Annotated in this window: 19 protein-coding genes; all 19 read right to left on the bottom strand. The window is 64.9% G+C overall.

Going from position 1 to position 25607, the window contains the following annotated elements; all coding sequences use genetic code 11:
• Nucleotides 1-204: 204 nt before the first annotated feature.
• The 19 genes from H040_RS04855 to flgK all read right to left on the bottom strand — a co-directional run bounded on the left by H040_RS04855 (nt 205) and on the right by flgK (nt 25596).
• Nucleotides 205-453: a hypothetical protein gene (locus H040_RS04855; RefSeq protein WP_027921170.1), complete on the bottom strand. Its 249-nt coding sequence runs from the start codon at nt 451-453 to the stop codon at nt 205-207.
• Nucleotides 450-1742: a motility associated factor glycosyltransferase family protein gene (locus H040_RS04850; RefSeq protein ID WP_027921169.1), complete on the bottom strand. Its 1293-nt coding sequence runs from the start codon at nt 1740-1742 to the stop codon at nt 450-452. Before H040_RS04850 ends, H040_RS04855 begins: the two co-directional genes overlap by 4 nt.
• A gap of 53 nt (nt 1743-1795) precedes the next feature.
• Entirely contained in the window at nt 1796-2740 is a 945-nt protein-coding gene (locus H040_RS04845) for a ketoacyl-ACP synthase III (RefSeq protein ID WP_027921168.1), read from the bottom strand.
• Nucleotides 2741-3020: 280 nt separating this feature from the next.
• Nucleotides 3021-4073 carry a pseudaminic acid synthase gene (gene pseI / locus H040_RS04840; RefSeq protein ID WP_027921167.1) on the bottom strand — a complete coding sequence of 351 codons (1053 nt, stop codon included), beginning with the start codon at nt 4071-4073 and terminating at the stop codon, nt 3021-3023.
• A 3-nt stretch (nt 4074-4076) separates the two neighbouring features.
• A complete protein-coding gene (pseG, locus tag H040_RS04835) occupies nt 4077-5552 on the bottom strand; it encodes a UDP-2,4-diacetamido-2,4,6-trideoxy-beta-L-altropyranose hydrolase (protein WP_027921166.1) in 1476 nt (491 codons plus the stop codon).
• Nucleotides 5549-6274: a pseudaminic acid cytidylyltransferase gene (gene pseF, locus H040_RS04830; RefSeq protein WP_027921165.1), complete on the bottom strand. Its 726-nt coding sequence runs from the start codon at nt 6272-6274 to the stop codon at nt 5549-5551. The genes pseG and pseF overlap by 4 nt, the downstream gene beginning before the upstream one ends.
• On the bottom strand, nt 6271-7437 hold the full coding sequence (gene pseC / locus H040_RS04825; RefSeq protein WP_027921164.1) for a UDP-4-amino-4,6-dideoxy-N-acetyl-beta-L-altrosamine transaminase: 1167 nt from the start codon (nt 7435-7437) through the stop codon (nt 6271-6273). The genes pseF and pseC overlap by 4 nt, the downstream gene beginning before the upstream one ends.
• Nucleotides 7434-8435: a UDP-N-acetylglucosamine 4,6-dehydratase (inverting) gene (pseB, locus tag H040_RS04820; protein ID WP_027921163.1), complete on the bottom strand. Its 1002-nt coding sequence runs from the start codon at nt 8433-8435 to the stop codon at nt 7434-7436. The genes pseC and pseB overlap by 4 nt, the downstream gene beginning before the upstream one ends.
• 145 nt (nt 8436-8580) lie before the next feature.
• Nucleotides 8581-11484, bottom strand: coding sequence for a TIGR00180 family glycosyltransferase (locus H040_RS04815; protein ID WP_027921162.1), 2904 nt, complete (start codon nt 11482-11484; stop codon nt 8581-8583).
• Nucleotides 11485-11539: 55 nt separating this feature from the next.
• Nucleotides 11540-12274 carry a cephalosporin hydroxylase family protein gene (locus H040_RS04810; RefSeq protein ID WP_027921161.1) on the bottom strand — a complete coding sequence of 245 codons (735 nt, stop codon included), beginning with the start codon at nt 12272-12274 and terminating at the stop codon, nt 11540-11542.
• Nucleotides 12271-13365, bottom strand: coding sequence for a class I SAM-dependent methyltransferase (locus tag H040_RS04805; protein WP_027921160.1), 1095 nt, complete (start codon nt 13363-13365; stop codon nt 12271-12273). Before H040_RS04805 ends, H040_RS04810 begins: the two co-directional genes overlap by 4 nt.
• The gene (locus tag H040_RS04800; RefSeq protein ID WP_027921159.1) at nt 13355-14215 is read right to left on the bottom strand and encodes an NAD-dependent epimerase/dehydratase family protein; all 861 of its coding nucleotides are present in this window, start codon (nt 14213-14215) and stop codon (nt 13355-13357) included. Before H040_RS04800 ends, H040_RS04805 begins: the two co-directional genes overlap by 11 nt.
• A gap of 5 nt (nt 14216-14220) precedes the next feature.
• Nucleotides 14221-15444: a class I SAM-dependent methyltransferase gene (locus H040_RS04795; RefSeq protein ID WP_027921158.1), complete on the bottom strand. Its 1224-nt coding sequence runs from the start codon at nt 15442-15444 to the stop codon at nt 14221-14223.
• Nucleotides 15441-16001, bottom strand: coding sequence for a dTDP-4-dehydrorhamnose 3,5-epimerase family protein (locus H040_RS04790; RefSeq protein WP_027921157.1), 561 nt, complete (start codon nt 15999-16001; stop codon nt 15441-15443). The genes H040_RS04795 and H040_RS04790 overlap by 4 nt, the downstream gene beginning before the upstream one ends.
• Entirely contained in the window at nt 15998-17080 is a 1083-nt protein-coding gene (gene rfbG / locus H040_RS04785; protein ID WP_027921156.1) for a CDP-glucose 4,6-dehydratase, read from the bottom strand. The genes H040_RS04790 and rfbG overlap by 4 nt, the downstream gene beginning before the upstream one ends.
• Nucleotides 17062-17835, bottom strand: coding sequence for a glucose-1-phosphate cytidylyltransferase (gene rfbF, locus H040_RS04780; protein WP_027921155.1), 774 nt, complete (start codon nt 17833-17835; stop codon nt 17062-17064). Before rfbF ends, rfbG begins: the two co-directional genes overlap by 19 nt.
• 428 nt (nt 17836-18263) lie before the next feature.
• On the bottom strand, nt 18264-21845 hold the full coding sequence (locus H040_RS04775; RefSeq protein WP_027921154.1) for a glycosyltransferase: 3582 nt from the start codon (nt 21843-21845) through the stop codon (nt 18264-18266).
• A gap of 117 nt (nt 21846-21962) precedes the next feature.
• Nucleotides 21963-23534 (bottom strand): flagellar hook-associated protein 3, encoded by a 1572-nt coding sequence (locus H040_RS04770; protein WP_027921153.1) that lies wholly within the window; start codon nt 23532-23534, stop codon nt 21963-21965.
• Nucleotides 23535-23547: 13 nt separating this feature from the next.
• Nucleotides 23548-25596 (bottom strand): flagellar hook-associated protein FlgK, encoded by a 2049-nt coding sequence (flgK, locus tag H040_RS04765; protein ID WP_027921152.1) that lies wholly within the window; start codon nt 25594-25596, stop codon nt 23548-23550.
• Nucleotides 25597-25607: the final 11 nt, after the last annotated feature.

The following is a 25607-nucleotide window of genomic DNA, read 5'->3' as shown; positions in this document are numbered from 1 at the left end:
TTGGATGGATACTGCGGCTTCCGGCCCTGGCATCCGCCGGGTGTGGCCTAGAGAACCTTCGTAATGGTTATCGTCGGGTTTGCACGTTGCTTTAGGGGTTTTCCAAAAAAAAATGCCATCACGGCGCCACCCCTTGTAAATCGGGCCTTGCAGCCCTGCCCTGCGGCGCGACGGCCGCAGGCAATATGTGATATGGATCACATTTCAGCGCAAAGGGCCTCGCTCGATCAGGTGCAGCAACTCGTACTCGAGGTAGTCGGCCAGCGCCAGCCAGTCCTGGCGCTGTTGCGCATCGAGCATGGCCTGCAGGACCACCGCCCCCGCCTGGGGCTCGACCCGCGGCAACACCCCGTCGAACAGCTCGACCATGCGCAGCGCCCCTTCCACATCCCGCCCCAGACGGAACAGCGCGGCGCATTCGCGGGCCGCGGTACAGTGCCTGGCAGCATTCATGGGCAGAACTCCGGGTCGTAGGTGGTGCCGGCGATCAGCGCGCCAGCCCGGCTGGTGTTATGGAAGCGCACCTCGGGATGCTGCGCGATGAAGCGCTCCAGCTCGATCAGGTAGCCACGGAAGTTCAACTGGGTACGCACACGCTGGCCATTGCCATCCAGCACCCAGTGGCGCGCAGCCGAAACGGCCGGACCAAGCACGCCATCGTCCCAGCCGGTGTGGGTACGGTCGCCCGGGAAGGCGAAATCGGCACCGAACAGCGTGATGCTGCTCGCCCCCATTTTCACCGCCAGGTCCGTCGCCGGGTGAATCACGCTGCCACCCACGAACAGTTCCGCACGCGGTATCGCTTCACGCACCGCGGCATACAGGGGGCTGGCGGAATAGGCGCTGTAGCGCGGCCCGCGCCAGTTGCCGAGCAGCTCGACATCCAGCATCGGCATGTACACCAGGGCAGTTGCCGCCGAAGCGTCTGGTGGCAAGTGGTGGATGCGGATCTTGTGGTCGACGCTGACCACGATGTCCGGCTGGATTCCGGCGCGCAGCAGTGGCAGGTAGGCGGTATCGACGCAGATGAACAACGGCCTCACGGCCTGCGCACGAACCCTTGCCAGGGCCGGCAGATGCCCGGCCAGGCTCGGGCCCGTGGCGATCACGTAGCAGTCACGCCCCGCCTGGGTAGCGAACAGCGCGGCCACATCAGGATCCTGACGCAGCAGCGGCAAGCTGTCATCAAGCAGTTGCTGCAGGCGCGGGTCGGCCACATCGAAGGCGCGGTTGTTGTCGGCCAGGTGCGCTTCACTGATCAGCCGGTCGCGGATCTTGGCATTGAAGTCATCGGCCAGCACCAGCTCCGAGGGCAAGGCGAAGAACGGCAGGGCAATTTCCCCGCTGTCGCCGGCACAGGCCAGCTCGACCCGGGGGTCGGCCAGCCAGTCGGACTGATCGAGCAGTTGCAGCACCAACTGGAACAAGGCGCCGTTGAGCAGGTACACCCGCAACCGCGCAAGCCCTGGCCGCTCCAGCAGCACGCGCTGCAGATCGCCCAGGCCAGCGCCATAGAGGTGAAGGGTGGGACTGTCGGCTGGCAGGCTTTGCGCCTGCAAGCGCGCTTCGGCGAGCCGGTCGTGGCGGCTGGTGAGCTGGATGCCGGATACGCTCAGGGTCGACCCCAGGCCCTCCACCAGCTCGGCCTCCAGAGCCTCGCCCGCTTCGCCCTGCAGGCGCGCCAGCAGCGCCGGCCAGCGGCGCTGCAGCACTTCAGTGTTACGCTGGAAAACCTCGCTCATGGGTTGAGCTTCCCTTGCCTGCGAAACACCGAAGGTTAACCTAATGGCAGCGGTTATTCAGCCTTGTAGAGAATTGCCGAGCCCCACGACAGGCCAACCCCGAAGCCGCTGATGGCCACGCGCTTCCAGCTGCCGTCGAACATATGCTTCTGCAGCAGCAGCGGCACACTGGAAGATACCGTGTTGCCGGTCTCCAGCATGTCTTTGACGAACTTGTCGGCCTGGGACTTTTCTGGGTCTTCCTCGAAGCGCCGCGCCACGGCATCGACGATCGCCGCGCTGCCCTGGTGGATGCAGAAGGCGTCGATGTCCTTGTTCTCCAGGCCCGACTCGGCCAGCAGCTCATGCAGGTGCGCCGGCACCTTGATCAGGGCAAAGTTGAACACCTGACGACCGTTCATGTAGAACTCGCCATCGGTCACCTTCAAGTGCGGCGCGCCAGAGCCGTCGGTGCCAAACTTCGACTTGCCCAGCTGCCAGGTGGCATCCTCACCCATCCAGGTGGCGGTGGCGGCGTCGCCGAACAGCATGGTGGTGTTGCGGTCTTCCGGGTTGACGATCTTGGAGTACGGGTCAGCCGTCACCAGCAGGCCATTCTTCAGGCCTGCGGCCTCCATGAAGCCCTTGAGCGCATAAATGCCATAGACGTAGCCAGAGCAACCCAGGGAGATGTCGAAGGCCGCAACGTGGGTCGGCAGGCCGAGCTTGTGCTGGACGATGGCAGCGGTGTGCGGCAAGCCTTCCTCGTCGCCATTCTGGGTAACGACGATCAGCGCATCGATCGACTCGCGCTTGAGTTGCGGGTTGGCAGCGAACAGGTTGTTGACCGCCTCCACGCACAGATCGGACGTTTCCTGCTCATCGTCCTTGCGTGGCAGGAAGCTCGCGCCGATCTTGCCGAACATGAACTCTTCGTCCTTGCCGAATTTCGCGCCTTGCACATAGTTGTCCAGGCCGGAAGCGGGCACATAGCTCGCGATGCTTTTAATGCCGATCATCATGGCTTCCCAAAAAATAACAGCTCAATACCGCCGCCCGGATGACTCGAGCAGCGCCAGAATAACGGGCTCTGCTGCCGGGTGGACCGGGCAGCAGGCGGGGCAGGCTAACGACGGTTGGTGCGCCTGCCCCATTAACGGTTACAGAGGGAGATGCCCGCTCTGACCGATAGGTCACGAATATTTCCAGACAATCGCATATTTTGCCTGGGTGCGTCACCTCGACTTTGCGCTGGCGCGCCCGCGCATGCTGGCAAACAAGCCCCGACCGGGGCGTGCTTCAGTCGAGCAGCGACCAGTTCAGCGCCGTGCCACGCTTGAGCGGCTGCCGGGCCTTGCGCCCAAGCACTGCGTCGAGATGCCCCGGCGCCAGCCCCAGGCCCGGGCGGATGGCGCGCACATTGCTGCCATCGAAGACCTCGCCTGCGGCCATGTCGCGCACCACATACAGCGAGCGCCGGAAGCGCCGCGAAGCCTGCTCGGCCTCGGTTGCCCCATAGTACACCCGCCCCAGTGCCTGCCAGCCGCGCTCGGTTTCCTGCACCAGTGCGGCCATTTCCCCGGGCTCCAGGGAGAACGCCGCATCCACGCCCCCCTCGCTGCGATCCAGTGTGAAATGTTTTTCCACCACCGTGGCCCCCAAGGCCACCGCCGCCACAGCTACGCCGACACCCAGCGAGTGATCCGACAACCCGACCTGGCAACCGAACAGTTCACGCATGTGCGGGATGGTCAACACGTTGCTGTTGTGCGGGCTCGCCGGGTAGGTGCTGGTGCACTTGAGCAGCACCAGGTCGCGACACCCCGCCTCCCGCGCCACCTGAACGGTACGCTCGAGCTCCGCCAGGCTGGCCATGCCGGTCGAGATGATCAGCGGCTTGCCAGTGGCCGCTACCTTGCGGATCAGCGGCAGGTCGGTGTTTTCGAAACTGGCGATCTTGTAAGCAGGCACATCCAGGCTTTCGAGGAAGTCCACCGAGGTTTCGTCGAACGGCGTGGAAAACGCCAGCATGCCCAGCTCGCGGGCACGCTCGAAGAGCGGCTGGTGCCATTCCCACGGGGTATGGGCTTGCTGGTAAAGCGCGTAGAGCGACGAGCCCTGCCAGAGGCTATCCGGGTCGGCAATGAAGAACTCGCCATGGGCCAGGTCCAGGGTCATGGTGTCGGCGGTGTAGGTCTGCAGTTTCAGTGCATGGGCACCTGCAGCAGCGGCCGCTTCGACGATCTGCAGGGCGCGCGCCAGCGATTGGTTGTGATTGCCGCTCATCTCCGCGATCACCAGGGGTGGCTGGTCCGCGCCGACGCGGCGGTGGCCGATAGTGAAACTGTGCATGGACTACTCCTGGAAAACCCGCTCGAACGAGCACGGCGACTGCACGTAGCCGGCACCCGCGAACAATTGTAATGATGCCTGATTGTCAGGCAGCACCTGGGCCTCGATCGCCTGCAGGTCTGGCCATCGTTGACGCGCGCAGGCCTCGCCACGGGCGAGCAGTGCCCTGCCCCAGCCGAGGCCGAAACGCCCGGCAAAGAGGTACAGCGACACCCGCGCACGCTGGCCTGGCAAGCGGTCGTAGCGCACGCTGCCGACCGGACCGTCGCCGCTTTCGGCGATCAGCAGCAGGCGCTGCCGGTCGGCCAGGGTCGCGGCCAGCCAGGCTTGATGCTCGGGCCACTGCAACGCTTGCCCCTGTTGCGAGCGGCGGCGCACTTCGGGCGCATCGCGCCCGTCGAACAACAGCCGCGCGTCTTCATTGCGGGCCGGGCGCAGCACCAGGTGCGCGCCCAGCATGGCTACCGCCACCCGTTGTGCACCGCGCCCATCGACCAGCGCACGGCTACGTTCGGCAAAGCTCTGGCGCAGCGCCTGGTTGCCCAGCAGCAAGGCGATCGCCTGGCGCAGCGCCGGCACATCGACCTGCCCGGCATCGCCCAGATAGAGGTGCATGCCCGCCCGGGCCATGGCCTGGGCAGCGGCCTGCTGGTTGTCCGCCACACTCACGCACAGGCTCGGCAAACCCAGCGCGGCGCGCTCCCAGGTGGTGCCGCCAGCGGCGCCGATGAACAAATCCGCCGCCGCCATCCGCGCCGGCAGGTCATCAACATAGTCATGCAGCTCCCAGCCCGCCCGCCCGGCGCATAACTGGCTCAACACCTCGCGCTGCGTGTTGCCGAGCCCGGCGACACAGGTCACCTGCAGCCCCTCCAACCCGGCCAGTGCCTGCAAGGTTCGCGGCAGCATGCCTGCCACGTCGAAACCGCCAAAGCTGACCAACACCCGCCGCGCCTGCTGTGGCGGCGTCATGGCCGGCCGCTGGAACGCCGGCCGGACCAGCGCGTAACGTGGCCCCAGCAAGCGCCGACAGGCTGCCGTCAGCCGCGGCGCGTAGCGCGCCTCGCTGGCGCCGAAGTTCTGATCCAGCAGCAGGTCAGCTGCGTGATCGCGGTCGGCCAGGTCATCGATGACTGCGATACGCCCGGCGAATGCCCGGGCAGCCTGCTCCCAGCGCGCATCCAGGGCGTAATGATCGACAACCAGCCAGTCGAACCCTGCGCCAGCCGGCAACGCGTTGCGCAGCGCGGCGATGTCCGCCGCCCAGTCCTCGATGCCCGGCGCTTGCTCAGGCTGCGGCCAGGCAAAGACCTCGAAGCCTTCCTGTTCAATGGCCGCCCGGCGGTGACCGTCAAGCAGGCAACAGGCAAAGCTGACCTGCGCCCCCTGCGCGCGCAGCGCCTGGGCCAAGGTCAGGCAACGGGCCGTGTGGCCGATACCGATGGTCGAAGACGCGTCAGCCCGCAACAGCACCTTCATGACTCCAGCTCCCCTCCTGCCTTGAGCGCTGCGTACAGATATTGCGCGCGCAGCCAGTCGTCTTCGGTGTCGATGTCCTGCACCAGGTGCCGGGGGATGATCACTGGCAAGCTGCGTTCGGAGTAGAGCACCTCGTTCTGCAACCAGGCCTCTACCCGCCCCCAGTAGAACTGGCCGGCATCCTGATAGGCCGGTGCCAGGTCTTGCGAGCGGGTCTCGCGATACTGCGGATTGAGCGGCACCAACGCGCCCTCGGCGTCCAGTGTCAGCGCCCGCTGGACAGGGAAGCCGAAACCACTCACCGAAAAGGCGAAAGCGCGCTCCGGGTGTTGGCGCAACAGTGCCAACCCCTCATGCAGGAACCGCTGCTGCAGGAAAGGCGCAGTGGCATAGATGCAACAGGCATGGGTCAGCACCTGGCCCTGGCTGGTCAGTACCTCCAGGGCATGGCTGACCACAGCATGGGTGGTCGCATGGTCGTCGGCCAGGTGCGCGGGCCGACGAAACGGCACCTGGGCACCATGCTGCCGCGCCACCGCCTCGATTTCCGGATCATCGGTGCTGACGACCACGTGATCGAACAAGCCACTGGCGAGCGCCACGCGAATCGAATGGGCAATGATCGGTACGCCGGCGAATGCCTTGAGGTTCTTGCGCGGGATCCGCTTGCTGCCACCGCGAGCCGGAATGATTGCGACCCTGCTTTCCGGGCACTCATTCATGCGGACGGCTCCAACAGCTCGCGCAGGCAGCTGCACACATGATCCTGCTGCGCCTCGCTCAGGTCCGGATACAGGGGCAGGCTCAGGGCCTCAGCGTAGTAAGCCTCAGCCTGCGGAAAGTCCCCGGGCTTGAAGCCCAGGTCGCGGTAGTAGGGCTGCAGGTGAATAGGGATGTAATGAAGATTGACCCCAACCCCGGCAGCGCGCATCCCATCGAAAATTTCCCGGTGAGAACGCTGTATGCGATCTGTTTGCAGGCGCACCACAAACAGGTGCCAAGCTGATTCCGCTTGCGCCTGGTGCTGCTGGAGCGTCACCGGCAATTGCGCCAGCAAGCGCCGGTAACGGGCCGCCAACTCACGACGGCGGGCGAGAAACGCATCCAGCCGGGTCAGCTGGGAAAGGCCCAGGGCTGCCTGCAAATCAGTGATGCGGTAGTTGAACCCCAGTTCGAGCTGCTGGTAATACCACGCACCATGGCTCTCTTCACGCATCTGGTCGGCATCACGGGTGATGCCGTGACTGCGTAGCAAACGCAAGCGACTATCGAGATCGGCACGATTACAGAGGACCATGCCACCTTCGCCTGTGGTAATGATCTTCACCGGGTGAAAACTGAACACTGTCATATCGGCGAACTCGCCGCAGCCAACCGCTTTGCCGGCATAGCGCGCGCCGACCGCGTGGGCCGCATCCTCGATCAGGGTGAAGCCGTACTGCCGGGCCAGTGCCGCGATCGCTCGCAGGTCAGCACTCTGACCGGCGAATGCCACGGCGACCACGACCTTGGGCAAGCACCCTTGCCGAGCCGCCTCTTCGAGCTTCAGTGCCAAAGCGGCTACGTCGATGGTCCAGGTCTGCGGGTCGATGTCGACGAAATCGACGCCCGCCCCGCAGTAGCGCCCGCAATTGGCAGACGCGACGAAACTGATCGGGGTGGTCCACAGCCAGTCGCCACTGCCCAGGCCAGCGGCAAGGCAGGCCAGGTGCAGGCCGGCGGTGGCGTTGCACACCGCCACCGCGTAACCGGCGCCGCAACGCTGGGCGATGGCCTGCTCGAAGCGCTCGATCAATGGCCCCTGGGTCAACCATTCGGACTGCAGCACCTCGACCACTGCGGCGATGTCAGACGCATCGATGTTCTGCCGACCATAGGGAATCACGCCGGCAGCCCTGCGTGCAGGTCGGCCAGTTGGGCCTTGCTCAGGAAGGCGGGATTGGTATCGGAACGGTATTCGAAATCCTCGGCAACCCAGCGCCCGGTTTCACCGACGCGATCGACCGCAAAATCGACATCCGTGTGGTTGAAGCGGATCGATGGAACGATGGTGAAATGATCGCCGAACTCCAAGGTCATCCGCGCATCATCCAGTGGGATCATCAATTCGTGCAGTTTTTCGCCCGGGCGTATGCCAACCACTTTTTGCGGCAAGTGCCCAGCCATGCCGCTGGCAAGGTCGACAATGCGGATGGACGGGATCTTGGGCACGAATACTTCGCCACCGTGCATGCGGGCAAAGCTGTCCAGCACGAACTGCACGCCATGCTCGAGGGTGATCCAGAACCGCGTCATGCGCGGGTCGGTAATCGGCAGCTCGCAGGCCCCCTCTTCGATGAGGCGCTTGAAGAACGGCACTACCGAACCCCGCGAGCCGGCTACGTTGCCGTAACGCACGACGGCAAAGCGGGTATCCTGCTGCCCGGCGAAGTTGTTGGCAGCCACGAACAGCTTGTCGGACAGCAGCTTGGTCGCACCATACAGGTTGATCGGGCTGGCCGCCTTGTCAGTGGACAGCGCGACGACTTTCTGCACGCCATTCTCGATCGCTGCGGCAATGATGTTCTCGGCACCGTTGACGTTGGTGCGGATGCATTCTGTGGGGTTGTACTCAGCAGCCGGCACATGCTTGAGCGCCGCGGCATGGACGACATAGTCGATACCGCGCATGGCCTGGCGCACACGCTCGGCATCACGCACATCGCCGAGGAAGTAGCGCATGCACGGCGCATTGAAGCGCTGCTGCATTTCGTACTGTTTCAGCTCGTCGCGGGAGAACACCACGACCCGGCGTGGTCGATAGACCTCGAGCAGCCGTTCGATGAAGCGGCGCCCGAACGAGCCGGTTCCTCCGGAGATGAAAATGGACTTGTCGTCGAACATGCGTCGATCCTAGGGGCGGCGCCATCGACTGACGACGGCGCCCGGTTGCAGGGTCAGGCCAGCACGCAGCCTACAAATTTCTGACTCGCGCGCGTTGTACCCCAGCTCGAAGCAAGATACAGGCCAGCCCCGCAACCCGCCGTTTTCAGCCGATCAGCCCGACCCAGTCCAGCGCCGCCTTGGCAGGGGCCAGCACCTGGTGCTGGGCCGCCCCTTGCCACTGCGCCGACCATTTGGCGCTCAGCGCCGCCAGCAGCGCCGGGTCTGAGGCCACCTCGCCGGGGTGAATCACCTGTACCTGCGGTGTCCAGACCGTCAGCAAGCCAGCTGCAGCGGCTTTCAGGCACAGGTCAACATCGCCGAACGCCTGGGCAAAGGTGGTTTCGTCCAGGCCACCAAGGGCCTGGAACACCTCGTTGCGAACCATCAGGCAGCTGGCCGAGACCGCCGCACGGTTCTGCTCCACAGCCAACCGGTTCAGGTAACCCGGCGCATTGGCCGCCTCGCCGGCGCAGGCTGGCGTGACGGCGCCTTCGGCATCCAGCAGCAAGCCGGCCTGGGTGAGCTTGCCATCAGCATCCAGCAGCTTGCCGCCGACCACGCCCACCTCCGGGCGCTGTGCCTGGTTCAGCAGCGCCTCGATCCAGTTGGCGTTGACCACTTCGGCATCCGCCGCCAGCAACACCAGGTAGTCGCCCTTGGCCTCGGCACTGGCAGCGTTGCACAGCGCAGCCGGGCTGAGGCGCTCGGCGCTTTGCAGCACGCGCACCTTGCCACCCGCCTGCTGCTGTTGCGCCAGCCATTCCAGCAACTGTGGCGACTGGCTGGCGTTATCGGCGATCAGCACCTCGTAGCGTGCATAGCGGGTGCGCTGCAGGATGCTCTTCAGGCAGCGCTGCAGTGCATCCAGGTTGTCCTGGCTGCGCAGCAGGATGCTCACCAACGGCCGCTCGACGTGCCGGTAGTCGATACGCAAGGTACCGGCCACCGGGGTACTGACCTGGGCCTTGTAGCCACGGCTCGCCAGGTGCCGGATCAGGGCCTGGCGGGCATGCTCGCTGGCCGAGGCTTGCGGTGCCGGCGTGATCAGCACTGGCTCGTCGAGGTGGGCCAGGCCATTGAGGCCGCCAGCCTCGATCAGGCGCAGCAGCAGGTCGAACTCCAGCGCCTGGTCGTACTGTTTGTCGAAACCGCCCGCCTCCACCAGCACTTCCCTACGCAGCAACCAATGCCGCGCCATGAGCGCGGGGTTGGTCTGCAGCAGGTCGAGGTTGACCCCCGGACGCAACAGCTCACGCCAGGCGCCATCGGCCTGCTGCTGGATCTCGTCGACCGCGACCGCACGGCAATCCGGTGCGTTGAGCAGTTCGAGGCTGGCGCGCAACAGGCCGGTTGCAGTGAAACGGTCACCGGCCTCGGCCAGCAGCAGCCATTGGCAAGAGGACTGCCGGGCGAGCTGGTTGATGCGCTCGACATAGTCCTCGCGGCTGACCTTGATGAAATGCAGGGTGTTGTGCAGCGAGGTGGCCATCGGCGGCTCACCGGTGGTGAAGACCATGATCCGGAAGGCCTTGCTCAGCCCGGCCAGCAGGCTGTCGAACGTGTCCTGCAAGGCGGCCTGGTTGTTGTTCAGGTCCAGCAGCAGGATACCGAACTGCGGGCCGCCCTGGTGCAGCGCCAGGTGTTCGTCGATCGCGGCCAGTGCCGTGGCATCTGGCTTGCGCGCCTCCAGCCAGTCGAGCAGGCGGCCTGAAGGCATGCTGCCGAGCAGCTCGCGGCCGCTTTGCTTCAGCACAGCTTCCAGGCGCGCCAGCCAGGCGAACAGTGCCTCGCTCTCATCGGCTTCGCCGTTGTCGCGCAGGTGCCCGGCCAGGCGACGCACCACCTCGCGGTTGAAGGCGTTGTGCCCCAGGGCAGCCCAAAGGCGGCTGCCGACGGTGCCCGGGGTGTCGCTGGCATGGGCTTGCAACAGTTGCTCCTGGCGCAGCAGCAGAGGCTCCAGTTGCTGCAACTGCAGGCGACCGGCCGGCATGGCATGAATCAGGAATTCGAACGCGGTGAGCTGATCGAAGAACGCCTGGTTGTAGAAAGGCAGCTCGACATACTGGGCCGGCTCGAAGGTGCGCACTGGCGGCTTCAGCGGGTCGGTCCAGCTTGACCCCCAGACCAGGTCCAGCGTCACCGCCCGCCCCTGGAACAGGCCTTCGGCCATGGCGGCAAAGCTGTCCAGGGCCAGCTGGCGCCGCGCCGCATGGTCCAGCCCCTCGATAGCGGTAGGCAGGCCAGCGAGGAAATCGGCGAACTGTTCACGCTCGGCCACCGACTTGGCGTCGGTGAAGGCCAGCACATGAATGACCTCGGTCCGATGTTCGGAAACACCGTAGTTGGTTTCACGCACGGCATAGGCGATCGGCAGGACCCGCGCCTTGGCGTTGGTCAGCAGGAAGTAGGCATGGCCGATTTCTTGCCACTCGAAGCTGGTGTTCTCTGGCAGCAACTCGAACCACTGGCGCAGCAGCGCGGTACGGGTGACGGCAAAAAACGGCGGGAGGAATTCGCCCATGTAATCCAGCAGGCGCTGTTCAGCGCGCGGGGCGTCATAGTCTTCGCGAACCTTCTTGTTGCGCCGGTAGTAGTTGACCTTGGTGGCTTCGGCCAGGTAGTTCAGGCAGTAGCCATGGCAGATGCCGTAATCCGGGTTGGCGTCGAGGAAGTCCAGCGACTGGTTCAGCCCGTCGAACAGCAGGAAGTCGTCATCGGCGGCAAAGGCCATGTACGGCGTGCTTACCCGGTTCACGCCATAGGTCAGCTTGGCCTGGAAGCCCATGTAGGAAAACTGCGGCAGGTGCAGGTACTCGACGCCCGGGTACTGCGCTGCCATCGCTTCGGCCGACTCGGTCGAGGAGTCCAGCACGAGGATCGAGCACGGGTAATCGCTGTAGTACTGCAGCGTGCGCCGCAGGAACGCCGGCCGGTTGTGCGTCATCAATACCAGCGTGAACCGCTCACGCAGTGTGGCTGCCTGGTCTGCCGCGAAATTGCCTTGCATAGTCTTCACCACCATTGGCGTTGCCGCCGAAGAAATCGAACCGTTGTTGAGTGTCTCAGCGAACCCGGCGCAGGTAGCCGTCCGGTGCCACAGTGACCAGTAGCTTGTTCTGCAACGGGTAGTCGATCTCGAAGCTGTCGTTGCCCTTGAGGTACTCCCAGACCGCGGTCTTGGGGTTGTCGCCATGGCCCCACGGGCGATCGGGGAAGAAGTCGGCCGGCATGTCCTCGACCACGGTGTCCATCACCACGCAGTAGCTGCCCACCGCCACCAGCGGCGCATACAGTTCCAGTTCCTTGAGCACGTGCGCGTGGGTGTGGTTGGAATCGAGCACCAGGATGACCTTCTTGCCTTCGGCAATTGCGCGGACCTGCGCAGCGATGCCGGCGTCGATGCTGGAACCTTCGATCATGCGCACGCGCTTGCTCATCGGGTGCGCCTCGATGGCCTCACGGTTGTGCGGGCGGATGTCGATGTCGATGCCCAGCACCTCGCCGTGGCCCTGCAGCTCCAGCAAGGATGCGTAGTAGAGGATCGAACCGCCGTGGGCGATGCCGCACTCGATGATCAGGTCTGGCTTGACCTGCCAGACGATCTCCTGCATCGCCATCATGTCCTGGGGGAGCTGAATGATCGGCCGGCCCATCCAGGAGAAGTGGTAGGTGTACTTGTGCGCGGCGGACTGGTTGAAGAAGTCGCGGGCCACTTGCTGCAGTGCCTGGTCTTCACCCTGGGCGGCGATTTGCGCGGTGCATTCGGCTTCGAAGGCCTTGATCGGCGAGTCGGTCATTGTGCGGTCTCGGTTGGCAGGTGTGTGAAATCAGCGCTGTCGACGGCGTGGTAAGTGAAGCGGCCTGCGGTCATGCGGCGGATTTCATCGAGGTAGTTGGAATTCATCACGAACAGGTGCGCACCGTCCGGCAAGGCGTCCAGCGCCTCCTGCGGCGAGCTTACCCGGGCGCCGCTGAGCGGCAGATAACGGCCCTGCTTGGCCGGGTTGATGTCGATCACCCAGTCCACCGGCGCACCGGCGCGTTGCAGGAACAGCGAATAGATCACGCCTTTGGACGAGGCCCCCCAGATCGCCGAACCGCGCCCGGCGTCACGCTGCACGATGCCCACGGCGTGGTCCAGGCTGGCGCTGAAGTCGGCTGGCAGGGTCAGTGGCGGCACCGGCTGCAGCGTGGTGCGCAGGCTGGCGAGGTCGGCGACGATGTACAGGTACTGGCCATCGAACAGGTGCCCGGCCTCGGCGACCGTGCCAAACAGCCGGCGCAGGTCGTCCAGGCGGAAGTAGTTGACGTGCTCGTAGAACAGGTCGAACCAGGCCTTGTGCTCGATGATCCAGTCCAGGCACGGCACCTCGATGTAGATCTGCCCAGCCCCGCCGTTGGCGTCGGCGATGGCGGCCAGGAACGCCTGCGGGTCCTGGATGTGCTCAAGCACATGGCGCAGCACGATGCCCTCGGCCCGGCGATTGAGCGCGCGGGTAAACGGCGCCTTGACCACGTCCGGGCTGTCGCCCTCATAGGCCGGGTCGATCCCAGTGACGGCATAGCCACGCTGGCGCAGCAGTTCGAAGAACCAGCCCTTGCCGCAACCGACCTCAATCAGGCTGCGCCCCTTGAAGTGCCGGGCGATCACGCCTTCGACGTCGTCCAGGTGGCGCTGGAAGCGCGCCGAGTGGCCCTGCTCGTTCTGGTAGTCGCTGTCGTAGCTGAGCTTGTCGGCATCGAAGGCGTCGTTGTAGACCAGGCCCGTGCGGCCATCCTGTACCAGGCGCATGTCGGCACTGGCCGAAGCGCGCGCCGACGCCGCATCGGCGAAGGTGCGGTTCTGCAGCACCGGCAAGCCGGTGGCGCGGTATAACTCATGCTTCATTGCAAGCCACTCCCAACAGTGCCCGCAGCCGGCGGGCATCACCCCAGAACGCCATGGGTTCGTGGGCCGGATAGGGGTAATGCCCCAGGTTCAGCGCGATCTGCACGCCGCGCTTGGCGACATGCGCCTCGACCAGCGTACGTACTGATATCGGCTGACCGCTGCAGCAATTGACCACCCCGCTGAAATCAGTCCGTTCAAGCAGGCCGGCCAGGTAACCAGCGGCCGTTTCGATGGGCAGGAAATCGCGCAATTGCTCCCCGCCAGACATATCGAACCGTGGCTGCCCTGCATCAATGGCCCGGTCCAGCGCCGCCAGCAGGCTGTTGGGGTTCTGGCCTTCACCGAACAGGTAGAACAGCCGCACCCATTGCAAGGCGAATGGCTGCTGCCGGGCCAGGCTTTCGAGGAACAGGCGCAGGCTGTGCTTGGCCAGGCCGTAGGGGTTGCCCGGCTGGCAGACCAGCGACTCGCCCAGTTCGCCGTCCTGCAGGCCGTATTCCAGGCAGGTACCGGTAACCTGCACACGGGCAACCCCGGCTTGCACCACACGCTGGATGAACCTGTAGTCGGCCATCAGGTTGTGCTCCAAGTGGAACAACCCCTGATAGTTGGGCAAGCCGGGCCAGGCCAGGTGCACCAGCGCATCGACGCCTTCGCACAGCGCGCCGACGTCCAGCTGCGGGTCATGCACATCGGCGCCGACGAACTCGACCTGGTCGAACCACGGCATCGCCCGGGCAGCATCCACGTGGCGCGCAACGGCACGCACCCGGTGGCCGCGCGCCAGCAGCGCGCCGACCAGGTGCCGGCCGACAAAACCACTGGCTCCGGTAACCAGCACTGTCAGGCAGCTCACAGGATGGTCAGCTCCGGCACGGCGATCACGAATCGCCCGCCCCACTCACGCACCTGTGCCTGCTGCTGGCTGACCTCCTGAAGCAGGTTCCACGGCAACACCAGCACGTAATCGGGCTGTTCGATGGCCAAGCGCTCCGGGGCCACCACCGGAATACGGCTGCCCGGCAGGAACTTGCCCTGCTTGTGCGGGTTGGCGTCGGCCACCCAGGCCAGCAGGTCAGGCTTGACCCCGGCATAGTTGAACAAGGTGTTGCCCTTGGCCGCCGCGCCGTAGCCGACCACCCGTTTGCCTTCGGCCTTGGCCTGCAGCAGGAAGCGCAGCAGCTGGTGCTTGATGCGTTCGGCGGCCGGCGCCAGGGTGTTGTAGAACGCCGCCGTGGTCACCCCTACCCCCAGCTCGATACCGAGCAGGTCATCGACGCTGGCGCGGCGCACCTGCGGGCCGCCAGCGCGCTGCACGAACACCCGCAGCGAGCCGCCATGGGTCGGCAGCTCACTGACATCGAAGATCTCCAGGCCGTTGCGCTGGCACAGGGTGTTCACCGCAGTCAGCGACAGGTAGGAGTAGTGCTCGTGGTACAGGGTATCGAACTGATGCGCGGCCATCAGGCAGAGCAGGTGCGGGAATTCGAACGTGGCGACGCCATCGGCCTTGAGCAGGGTCGCGAAGCCGCGCAGGAAGTCATTGATGTCCGGCACGTGGGCCAGCACGTTGTTGGCCGCCATCAGGTCGGCCGACCAGCCCTCGCCCGCCAGCGCCTCGGCCGCCTGCTGGCCAAAAAACACTTCGCGGATTTCGAGCCCCTTTTCCCGCGCCGCCTGGGCGGTGCTGCGGGTGGGTTCCACGCCCAGGCATGGGATGCCGCGCTCGGCCACGTACTGCAGCAAGTAGCCATCGTTGGCGGCGATCTCCACCACCCGGCTCTGCGTGGTCAGGCCGAAGCGCTCGACCATCTGCGCCACGTAGTCGCGGGCATGGGCCAGCCAGGAGCTTGAGTAGGAACTGAAGTAGGCGTAGTCGGCATCGAACAGCGCATCGGCGCGGGTGTAGTCCTCGGTCTGTACCAACCAGCACTGCTCGCAAACCGCGACCTTCAACGGCACCCAGGCCTCGGCCGCGCCCAGTTGCTCGGCACGCAGGTAGGCATTGGACGGCGGGGCCGTGCCGAGGTCGATCAGGGGCAGGCTCAGGCAAGTACCACAGCCACGGCAATTCATGGACACACTCCGGTGAACGATGGGGCCAGCCAGGGATGCTCGGCATCCCTGGCTGACAGATTCTTGACAGCCAGCGGCCAGCTGATGGCCAGCCTTGGGTCGTGCACCGACAGCCCGCCCTCGCGGCCCGGGGCATAGTCGGCGCTGTGCAGGTAAAGCAGTTCGGCTTCGTCGCTCAACACCTGAAAACCATGGGCGAAGCCGGCCGGGATCAACAAGCTGCGCCCATCCCCGGCCTGCAGGTGCTCGGCATGCCAGTGCAGGAAGGTCGGCGAGCCCTGGCGCAGGTCTACCGCCACATCCCAGACTTCACCGCGCAGGCAGGTGATCAGCTTGGCCTCCGGCATGTCGCCAAGCTGGTAGTGCAGGCCGCGCACGCTGCCCTGCCCGACGGTATGCGAATGGTTGATCTGGCGCACATGGAACGGCGCCCCCAGTGCGCCCAGGCTGGTTTCGCAGAACAGCCGGGCGAACTGGCCGCGGGCATCGCCGTGGCGCTTGTGCCGGACACTGAACAGACCGTCGAGGGGCAAGGCGTGCAGCAGCAGATCAGTCACGACAACTCCGCGTACAGGTTCAACTGGTCAAGGGTGACGGCACGCATGTTGTCGCCGCGCTGCCAGGCCAGGTGCCAGTCCAGGGTGTGCTTGAGGCAATCGTGCAGCGACCAGCGCGTGCGCCAGCCCAGCAGCTGTCGCGCACGCGAGCTGTCCAGGCGCAGCAGGCCAGCCTCGTGCAGCTCGCTCGGTTCCACGTGCATGCCCGGTGCCTGCGGCCACTGGCGGGCGAGATGCGCCACCACCTCGCCAACGCTGCACATGTCCTGCTCAGCGGGCCCGAAGTTCCAGGCACCCGCGTAAGCCGGGCCTTGGCGATACAGGCGCTCGGCCAGTTGCAGGTAACCGGCCAGCGGCTCCAGGGCGTGCTGCCAGGGGCGCACGGCCTGGGGGTAGCGCAGGGTCACAGGCGTACCCGCCGACCAGGCCTTGAGTACGTCCGGGATCAGCCGATCGACCGCGAAGTCGCCACCGCCCAGCACATTGCCGGCGCGTGCGGTCGCCAGCGCCAGGCCATGTTCGGCATGTTTGTCCGCCGGGAAGAACGACGCGCCGTAGGATTGCGCCAGCAGCTCGCAACAAGCCTTGCTGCTGCTGTACGGGTCATGCCCGCCAAGGGCTTCGTTCTCGCGGTAAGGCCAAGGCCACTCCTGGTTGGCATAGACCTTGTCGGTGGTCACCAGCACGCAGGCCCGCACGCCACCGACCTGGCGCATGGCCTCCAGCAGGTGAAGGGTGCCCATGACATTGCTGGAGTAGGTACCCAGCGGGTCGCGATAGGCTTCGCGCACCAGCGGCTGCGCCGCCAGGTGCAGGACGATTTCAGGCTGTGCCTCGGCCACGGCGTCGAGCAGCGCACCAAGGTCTCGCAGGTCGCCGCGCACATCGGTGATCTCGCGGCCGACCTGTGCCAGCTCGAACAGGCTGGGCTCGGTTGCCGGGTCCAGGGCAAAGCCTGTGACCTGCGCGCCCAGTTCACGCAGCCAGAGGGCCAGCCAGCTGCCCTTGAAGCCCGTGTGCCCGGTCAGCAGAACACGCTTGCCCTGCCAGAACGCCGGGCTCAGTCCCATTGTTTCCATGGGGCCTCCCCGGTTTGCCACAGGTGCTCCAGGTGGTTCTTGTCGCGCAGCGTGTCCATCGGGTGCCAGAAGCCGTCATGCTGGAAGGCATTGAGCTGCGCCGCTGCGGCCAGCCGGGCGAGCGGCTCGGACTCCCAGGAAGTCTGGTCGTCGTCGATGTAGTCGATCACCTTGGGCGACAGCACGAAGAAGCCGCCGTTGATCCAGCCGCCATCGCCACGGGGTTTTTCGACGAAACCGCGCACCTGCTCACCGTCGCGCTCCAGTGCGCCGTAGCGCCCCGGGGGCTGTACGGCGGTTACCGTGGCGAGCTTGCCATGGGCCTGGTGGAAGTCCACCAAGGCGCCGATGTTCAGGTCCGAGACGCCGTCACCGTAGGTGAAGCAGAAGGCTTTTTCGCCCGCCAGATAGCGCGCGGCACGGCGCAGGCGGCCGCCGGTCATGGTCTCTTCACCGGTGTCGACCAGCGTGACACGCCATGGCTCGCTGTAGTTCTGGTGCACGTCCATGCGGTTGGCGCGCATGTCGAAGGTGACGTCGGAGGTGTGCAGGAAGTAGTTGGCGAAGAAATCCTTGATCGCGTAGCCCTTGTAGCCCAGGCAGATCACGAAGTCATGGATGCCGTGGGCCGAGTACTGCTTCATGATGTGCCAGAGAATTGGCTTTCCGCCGATCTCGATCATGGGCTTGGGCTTGAGATGGGACTCCTCGCTGATACGCGTGCCCAGTCCACCGGCCAAAATTACCGCCTTCATGTTGTCCCCTCTTGTTCGTCACCGGCCACGGATCGTGTGACTGCACGATTTATGGCGATATGACAGGGGGCTTGCAGGAAACGCGCCAGCTGGTGGTTTTTGTTTGATGTGAGTTGTTTGGCGTGAATTATGTGGCGCCTGGGAGATCGAGCGCCGCCCGCGCGGCGCATCGCGGATAAATCCGCTCCTACATTTGTTGCAACGTGGCCATGCCTGTGAGGCCATGGTTGTCAGCCTTGTTGGCATGACGGGATTTCGAGGTGGACATTGATGCCGCCTCACATGCCTCGAGGCATGCACCAAGGCTGGCAACCATGGCCTGTCAGGTTCGGCACGTTGCAACAAATGTAGGAGCGGATTTATCCGCGATGCGCCGCGCGGGCGGCGCTCGATCTCACAGGCACCACACGACGAACGTCAGGCCCCAATCAGTTCGGCATCCACCCGCCGTACCAATGCTGCACATGCTCTTCGCGCAGCACATAATCCCGCAGCACTTCCTGCTTCAAGCGGTCACCAAGGCGGTAGCTTTCGTCCGGGTCGGCCAGGTGCATGCGAATTGCCTCCAGCCACTCCGCCGTGCTGTTGGTCTTGATCCGCGTGCACGGCAGGTAGCCTTCATAGGCACGGGTGTCGGTGACGATCACCGGGTAGCCGCAGGCCCCGTACTCCAGCAAGCGCAGGTTGCTCTTGCAGTCGTTGAAGATGTGATATTCCAGCGGCGCCAGGGCCAGGTCCAGGTTCAGGCTGGCCAGCTTGGCCGGGTACAGCTCCAGCGGTACCGGCGGATGGAACTCGCTGATGTAGGGCCGCAACGCCGGCGGGCACATGCCGAAGAACACCCATTCGACCTCGTTGGCCAGGGTCTTGACCACCTCGGCAATCACTTCCAGGTCACCGGTGTGGCTGGTGCCTCCACCCCAGCCGACCCGCGGTTTGCGAGAGGCCCGGCGCTGGCTGCGCAAGCTGGTCCAGAGCTCCTCGGCCAGCATGTTCGGCATCACCCGGATATCGCTGTGGGCATCATGCAGGGCATCGGCCAGTGCCTGGGTCGAGACCACCAGCCGGTCGCAGCGCTCGATCCCCCGGCGCAGCGACCGCTCCAGATCCTTTGGCGTGTGCTTGAGGTGGCCGTTCTTCTTCGGCACGTCGATCACGTAGTCGTCCAGCTCGTAGATGCAGAAGCCCTTGGAGAAGGTCTTGAGCCGCTCGATCTCCTTGACGAAGCCCTCGGTATAACGCCCCTGCAGAATCGCCACGTCCGGCGAGCAGCGCTCCAGTTCGATGCTGGAGGGAATCTCGAAGTACTGTTGCTGGGTGACCCAGCCTGCCTTCTCCAGCTCAACCACCGGCTGGATCACCCGGTAATGGCCGACGGCGGTCTTGTTCATCGGCAAGGCCAGCACGTGGGGTAACGGCCGGCTGACGAATGGCGTCCAGGCGGCCTTGAGGCCAGGATCCAGGCAGAAGCTGGAACCGTTCAGCGACAGGTTGATGTTGTAGGCCGGGTCACGCGCCACCACCGGCATCCAGGTACGGAAGAACGCATCATGCTGTTCCACCAGCCGCGCCTGGCGCTCGGCCTCGCGCTGTGGATCAGGCGCTGGCGCCGCTGGCGGGTCGAGGATCAGCCGGGCATCGGGCGCCCACACCACCAGGTAACCTGCCTCACCCAGGCGCAGGCCCAGGTCGACATCGCTGAAGGCAAGGCTGAAGGCGCTGTCGTCGAGCCCGCCCAGCTCCAGGAACAACTGCTTGCGCACCAGCAGGCAGTCGGCACCGACCACCGAATAATTCTGCGCCACCTGCAGACGCTGCATGTAACCGCCCGCCTCCATGGGCTCACCGACAAACGGCGAGCCCACGGCGCCCCGCAGGCCCAGTACGCCGCCAGCATGGACGATCAGGCCGTGGCCATTGCACAGCTTGGCGCCAACTGCGCCGACTTCATGGCGCTGGCCATGGCTGAGCAGGGCGTCGAGCCAGTCGGGCTCGGTGGCCAGGGCGAACGGGCTGAGCATCAGCAGGTACTCGCCCCGCGCCTGCTGCGCGGCCAGGTTCTGCACGGCGGCGAAGCTGCTTTCCTGGTCCAGCCTCAACACCCGCAACTTGTCGCCACCCAACTGTTCCAGAGCGGCCAGCCAGGCGTGGGTATCCGCACCCTGGCTGGCATTGTCGACAATCAGCACTTCGTAATGGGCGTAGGCCGTGTTCTGCAGCACGCTTTCCAGGCAGCGCTCCAGCGCCGGCAGCTGGTCCTGGGCACTGAGCACCAGGCTTACCAGTGGCTGCGAGGCGTGCAGGTAACGAACCTGATTGATCGCCCCGCCGCTGTTCTGCAGCCGATAAGCCACACCCAGACGTGCCAGGTGGGCCGCCAGTACCTGCGGGTTTTCCTCGATCACCGCCGGCGAGGACAGCCAGGCGGCGTAGCTGAATGCACTTTCGCCCAGCACTTCCGGGATGTGCTCGATGGTCTGCGGGCCACGGCTTTCAACCAGGCGCCAAAGCAGGTCGTGGGGCGCCAGCTCGCGGTAGCCGGCAGCGAAACCGCCCAACGCATGCAAGGCCTCGCAGGAAAACGCCAGCATGCGGCCGGTGTAGGGGTAGCCGCGCATCAGGTCGAGGTTGAAGTCGGGCTTGAACACCGGCTCCACCGACGCTTCGTTACGCAGGCCACCTTCGTCACCGTAGCAACAGGCGATCTGCGGGCGCGACACGATCCGCTCGGCCAGCAACATCAGGCTGAAGGCATTGAGCCGGTCACCGGCACGCAGCAGGTAGACCCAGTCGGCGCCATCGCGCTGCGCGACCAAGGTGTTCAGTTGCACGGCCCAGTCGGCCTGCAAGGGCTGGCTGTCGACGCGGCCTTCCAGGTTGGCGGCCAGGCGCGCGCTGGACAGCACCAGGGTCGCCTCGGCGGCATAGGCCTGGCCGGCAATGCTGTCCAAGGTCACGTGCAGGGCCTGGGCATCGCCGTCGCTGTCGATCACCACCGGCACGATGCGCGGGCGCTGCGGCCAGTGCTCGCTCAGCCGCATCAGCCGCGCCAGCACCAAAGGGTCCTGGCGACAGGCCAGCCACTTGGCGTACAGCTCGGCGAAACTGTCGCTGTCGCTGCCGACATGGGACTCCTGGATCGCCTGCAGGCAGCGCAGGGTATGGACCAGGAACAGGTTCTCCCACGTGCGCCCGGCGTCTCGCTCATCGCCCTGCAGGATCTGCACACGCACCCAGCCGGAGAACGGCTCGCGCTCGGCGACGCGGGCCGCGAACATGTCACGCAGGTGTTGCGCCTCGCCGACCGCTGCCGCCTTGACCTCGCTTTGGCGACGCAACTGGTCGGGATGAATCCGCTCCATGCAGTGCACCCCGGCAGTCACCCCCAGGTGGCCACGACGCAGCAGGCACACGAACAGCACGAAATCGAGCATGGCCACAAAGCCAGGGGCCAGTGCCGGCAGCAGTTCGCGAAGGTCGCTGGCGCGCAGCAGCACGCTGCTGAGCCCGCCGATGAAATTGAGCTGGCGGGTCTCGAAGAAATCCAGCAAGTCGTCGCCGTTGAACAGGGTATCGCCAAAGGTGACCGGGCTGGTCTCAAGGCGTTGCGGCAGGATGTGGTCCTCGGCATCCACCAACTGGCGCCTGGCCGCGACCAGGCTGACATCGCCATGGGCCTCGAACAGCCGCACCTGGCTGGAAACGCAATCGGCCATCAGCCGGTCATCGTCGCAGAGGAACTTGATGTAGTGCCCCTGGCTTTGTTCAAGCCCCTGCTGCAGGTTGCCGGCAAAGCCCAGCGGCTGTGGGTTGCGCACATACATCAACGGGTGACGGGCCAGGCTGCGCAGCTCCTCGACCACCGCCTCGATCTGCGGGCCCCGGCTGTCGTCGCAGACGATGACTTCGAGGTTGTCGTAGTCCTGCGCCAGGGCACCGGCCAGGGCGGCACGGAAGAACTCAGGGTTGCTGGCGGGGATGACAAGGCTGACTAGGGGGGCTTGGCTCACGAGGAAATCTCTCGACAGGTGACTGCCCGCGGAGAATTCAGAACAGTCGCTAGCAGGTTGGAACATCGCACCATCCCCCTCCTCCGGTCAGGAGAAAGGGGACGGCAACAGGCGCACTCAGAGTGCGTTGAACAGGCTCAGCTGGCTGATTCGCGCAAACGCCTGCTGGGAGGCTTCGAGCGTGGTCTTCTGCTGGGTAAGGCGGATCAGCACCTCGGCCGGGTCGGAGTCGCGGATCGACGACTGCGTGGTGCTGTTGGCGATGCTCAGGCTTTCGTTGGTGTTCTGCTGGATCTCCAGCGCCTTGCCCCGCGCACCGATATCGGTAACGGCGCGGCTGAGCGTGTCCTGGCCACTCTGAATGTTGGCGATGGCCGAATCCAGGTCGGCACGCAGCTGCTGGTAGGCCGCATTGTCGCCGTCGATCGGCTGGCTCAGGGCGGTGCGCAGCTTGGCCACGCTGTCCAGGACGTTCTGGGTCTGGTGGTTGTCGACATTGACCATGTACTGGTCACCAGACTGTTGCGGTGGGGTGCTGCTGAACGTGAAGTCCACACCCGCGGCCGAGGCGACGTTGCCCGCCATGGTGCCACTGGCCACCGGCCGGCTGTCGGCGGTCAGCGGCTGGGCATACAGCTCGAAGTCGGTGGCGCTGGTGAACTTGATCACCGCACCGCCGCTCGGGAACATCGCCTTGTACTTGCTCTGGTCGGTGACGTTGATCGAAGACACCTGGGCGCTCGACGGGTTGCCTGGGCTGCGGGTGGCGGTGATGGTGTCCGGCTTGCTCTGCAGGGTGAAGGTATGGCCTGCCACGGCGGTGTCCGGGACATCGCCATCCTGCAGGTTGATGTTCAGGCGCAGGTCCACGCCACGGAAGCTGACCATAGAGCCGCCCGTGGTGTTCGGGTCGAAGCTGCCACCCTGGGTGGCTTCGGCGGTGACGTCGTTGCCCTGGCTGTCGGTGATGCTGAACTTGGTGCTGCTGAGCAGGGTGATGGTGTACGGCTGGCCACTTCTGAAGCGGTCGTTGTAGGTCACGCTACCCGAGACCTGGCCATTGGACAGTTTCACCCTGCCGTCATCCACTGCCGGCGCGGTCATGCTGGTGGACGTGCGGCTGGTGTTCAGGGCCTGCTCGAACACGCTGTAACCGGAGCTGTTGCCGGCCATCTTGAGCATGTCGCCGACCTGCAGCTCTTGCTGGGTCTGGTCGCCCTGGTAGGTGTAGGTGCCATCGGCATTGCGCACGAACGGCGCGGTGTCGGTCTTGGACCCGGCGAACAGGTACTGGCCGTTCTCGTCGCGGCTGTTCATCAGGCTCAGCAGCTGGTCTTCCAGTTGGCCCAGTTCGGCCGCCTTGGCCTTGCGTTCGGTGTCGGTATAGCCGGCGTTGCCCGACTCCAGCGCCAGCTCGTTCACCCGGGTCAGGATGGTGTTGATCGAGTTGAGCGTGGTCTCGGTCTGGTTCAGCGAGTTGGTGATGTTGGTGGCGTTGGTCTTGTACTGCGCCAGCATGTCGGCTTGGTTGCCCAGCTGCAGCAGGCGCGCTGCCCCCACCGGGTCATCGGCTGCGGTGTTGACGCGCACGAAGGAGCTGGCCTCCTCGTTGGTCTTGATCACGTTGGAATAGTTGCGCTGGTAGTTTGCCGCGCTGGACGCATAGAACTGGGCCGTGGAAATACGCATGGGTCAAGACTCCTTAAAGCGCGGCGATCAGGGTGTTGAAGATTTCCTGCGCCGCCTTGATGATCTGCGACGAGGCCGTGTAGTACTGCTGGTACTTGACCAGGTTGCCGGCTTCTTCATCCAGCTGCACACCCGACACCGAATCACGGGCGCCGGTTGCCTGGGTCAGGATGACGCCGGTCGCCTGGGAATCCATCTGGCCCTGCTTGGCCTGTGCCCCGACGTTTTCCACCAGCTTGCCGTAGGCATCGGTGATGCTGATACCCTTGGTCGAACCGATGTCCATGGTCTGCTTGGTCTGCAGCTCTTGCAGGGACAGCGCGTTGCGGTTGTCCGAAGAACCGGCGCCAGTCAGCGACACGGTGAAGCTGTCGCCGTCCTTGGGGGCGCCGGCGACATCCATTTCGAAGCTGAATGACTTCTGGTTGCCATTGGCATCGTTGATCGGGTTGCCTGCGGAGTCGACCATCGGCACATCGAACTTCAGGGTGTTGCTCTGCCCCGGGACGAAGGTACCGGTGCCAATGCTGTTGCCCTTGGCATCGAAGGCTTCGTAGCTCTGCGGCGAGGTGGTTTCGTTGCCGAACACCAGGCGCACGGGCGTGGAATACTTGATGCCGGTCTGCAGCTCCTGGCGCTGAGCCGGGTCGGCGATATCCAGCACCGAAGTCAGCACCGGCTGGGCAATCACACCGGTACCGGTATTGCCGCTGCCCGAGGTGGCGGTCAGCGGCGCGGCCAGCGCCAGGCGCTTGGCGTCGGTCAGCACCACGCCGATCTCCGCCGAAGCATTGCGCGTCGGGGTGATCTTGAAGCTGTCGCCCACCGCCGCGGTACCGCTCTTGAGGTCGAGGCTGAAGCCGTCGATCACCGGCGCCGGGTCGTCATTGGTGCTGTAGGTGCCCATGTCGGTGCCGTCAGGCAGCTTCTTGACCTGATACTTGTCTGCGCCCGGGCCGACGAAGGTCACCTGGTAGTCACTGGTGCTCAGCTTGCCGGTGTCACGGATGACAACGTTCAGCGCGGCGCTGCCGGTGTTGCCGGCCTTGGGCGTGCTGCGCGCGGACATGGCCTTGTCGCTGTTGATGTCACCAAACAGCGCCGCGCCGAAGTCACCATTCTTGTCGATGCCCTGGCCGAGCTGCGAGTTGATCTGCTGCGACACCACCAGCGCGATACGGCCCAACTCGTTCATCGCCGGTGCCAGGGTTTCGCTGCGGTAGCGCAGCAGGCCGCCCATTTCGCCACCGCTGATGCTGCTGGTGACATCCATGGTGGTGCTGCCACGATCGAGCTTGACCGAGAACTGCGTCGGGTCGGTGGCGCTTGGCTCGGCGCTCATCTTGTTGGTGGTCTTGCCCAGCACCAGCGACTGGCCGTTCTTCAGGTAGACGTCGATGCTGCCGTCACGCTCGACGGTCTGCACGCCCACCAACTCGTTGAGCTGGCGCACTGCCTCGTTGCGCTGGTCGAGCAGGTCGTTCGGCTGGCCTGTGTTTGCCGAGACCCTGGAGATCTGATCGTTCAATTGGGCAATGTTGGAAGTCAGTTCGTTGATCCGCGAGGTCATCGAGCTGAGGTTGCCGTTGATGTTGCTGTTCTGCTCCTTGAACTGGGCAGAAAGGCTGTTGAAGCGGCTGGCCAGGGCCTGGGCATTACTCAGCAACAGCTGGCGCGAGGCATCCTCGGTCGGCTTGTTGGCGGCGCTTTGCAGGGCAGAGAAGAAGTTGGTCAGCGCGCCGGTGATACCGGTGTTGCTGTCGGACAGCAAGTTGTTGAGCGGCGTGACCTGGTTCAGGTAGGCGGTGCTGTCGCTGTTGAGCGAGGTGGCGGTCTGCAACTGAGCATCCAGGAAGGCGTTGTACACCCGACGGACATCGCCCAGGGTGGTGCCGGTGCCCATGAATACCTGGCCTTCCTGGAGCGAACCCTTGGCTCGCTGGACGTTCTGCTGGCGGGAATAGCCGGCGACATCGGCGTTGGCGATGTTGTTGCCGGTGGTATGCAGGCCCGCCTGGGAGGCCGACAGTCCCGACATGCCAATATTGATCAGACTCGCCATGGTTCCATACC

The sequence above is a fragment of the Pseudomonas sp. URMO17WK12:I7 genome (assembly GCF_003269045.1).
Classification (GTDB): Bacteria; Pseudomonadota; Gammaproteobacteria; order Pseudomonadales; family Pseudomonadaceae; genus Aquipseudomonas; species Aquipseudomonas putida_J.
This window is presented reverse-complemented; position numbering and strand designations above follow the sequence as displayed.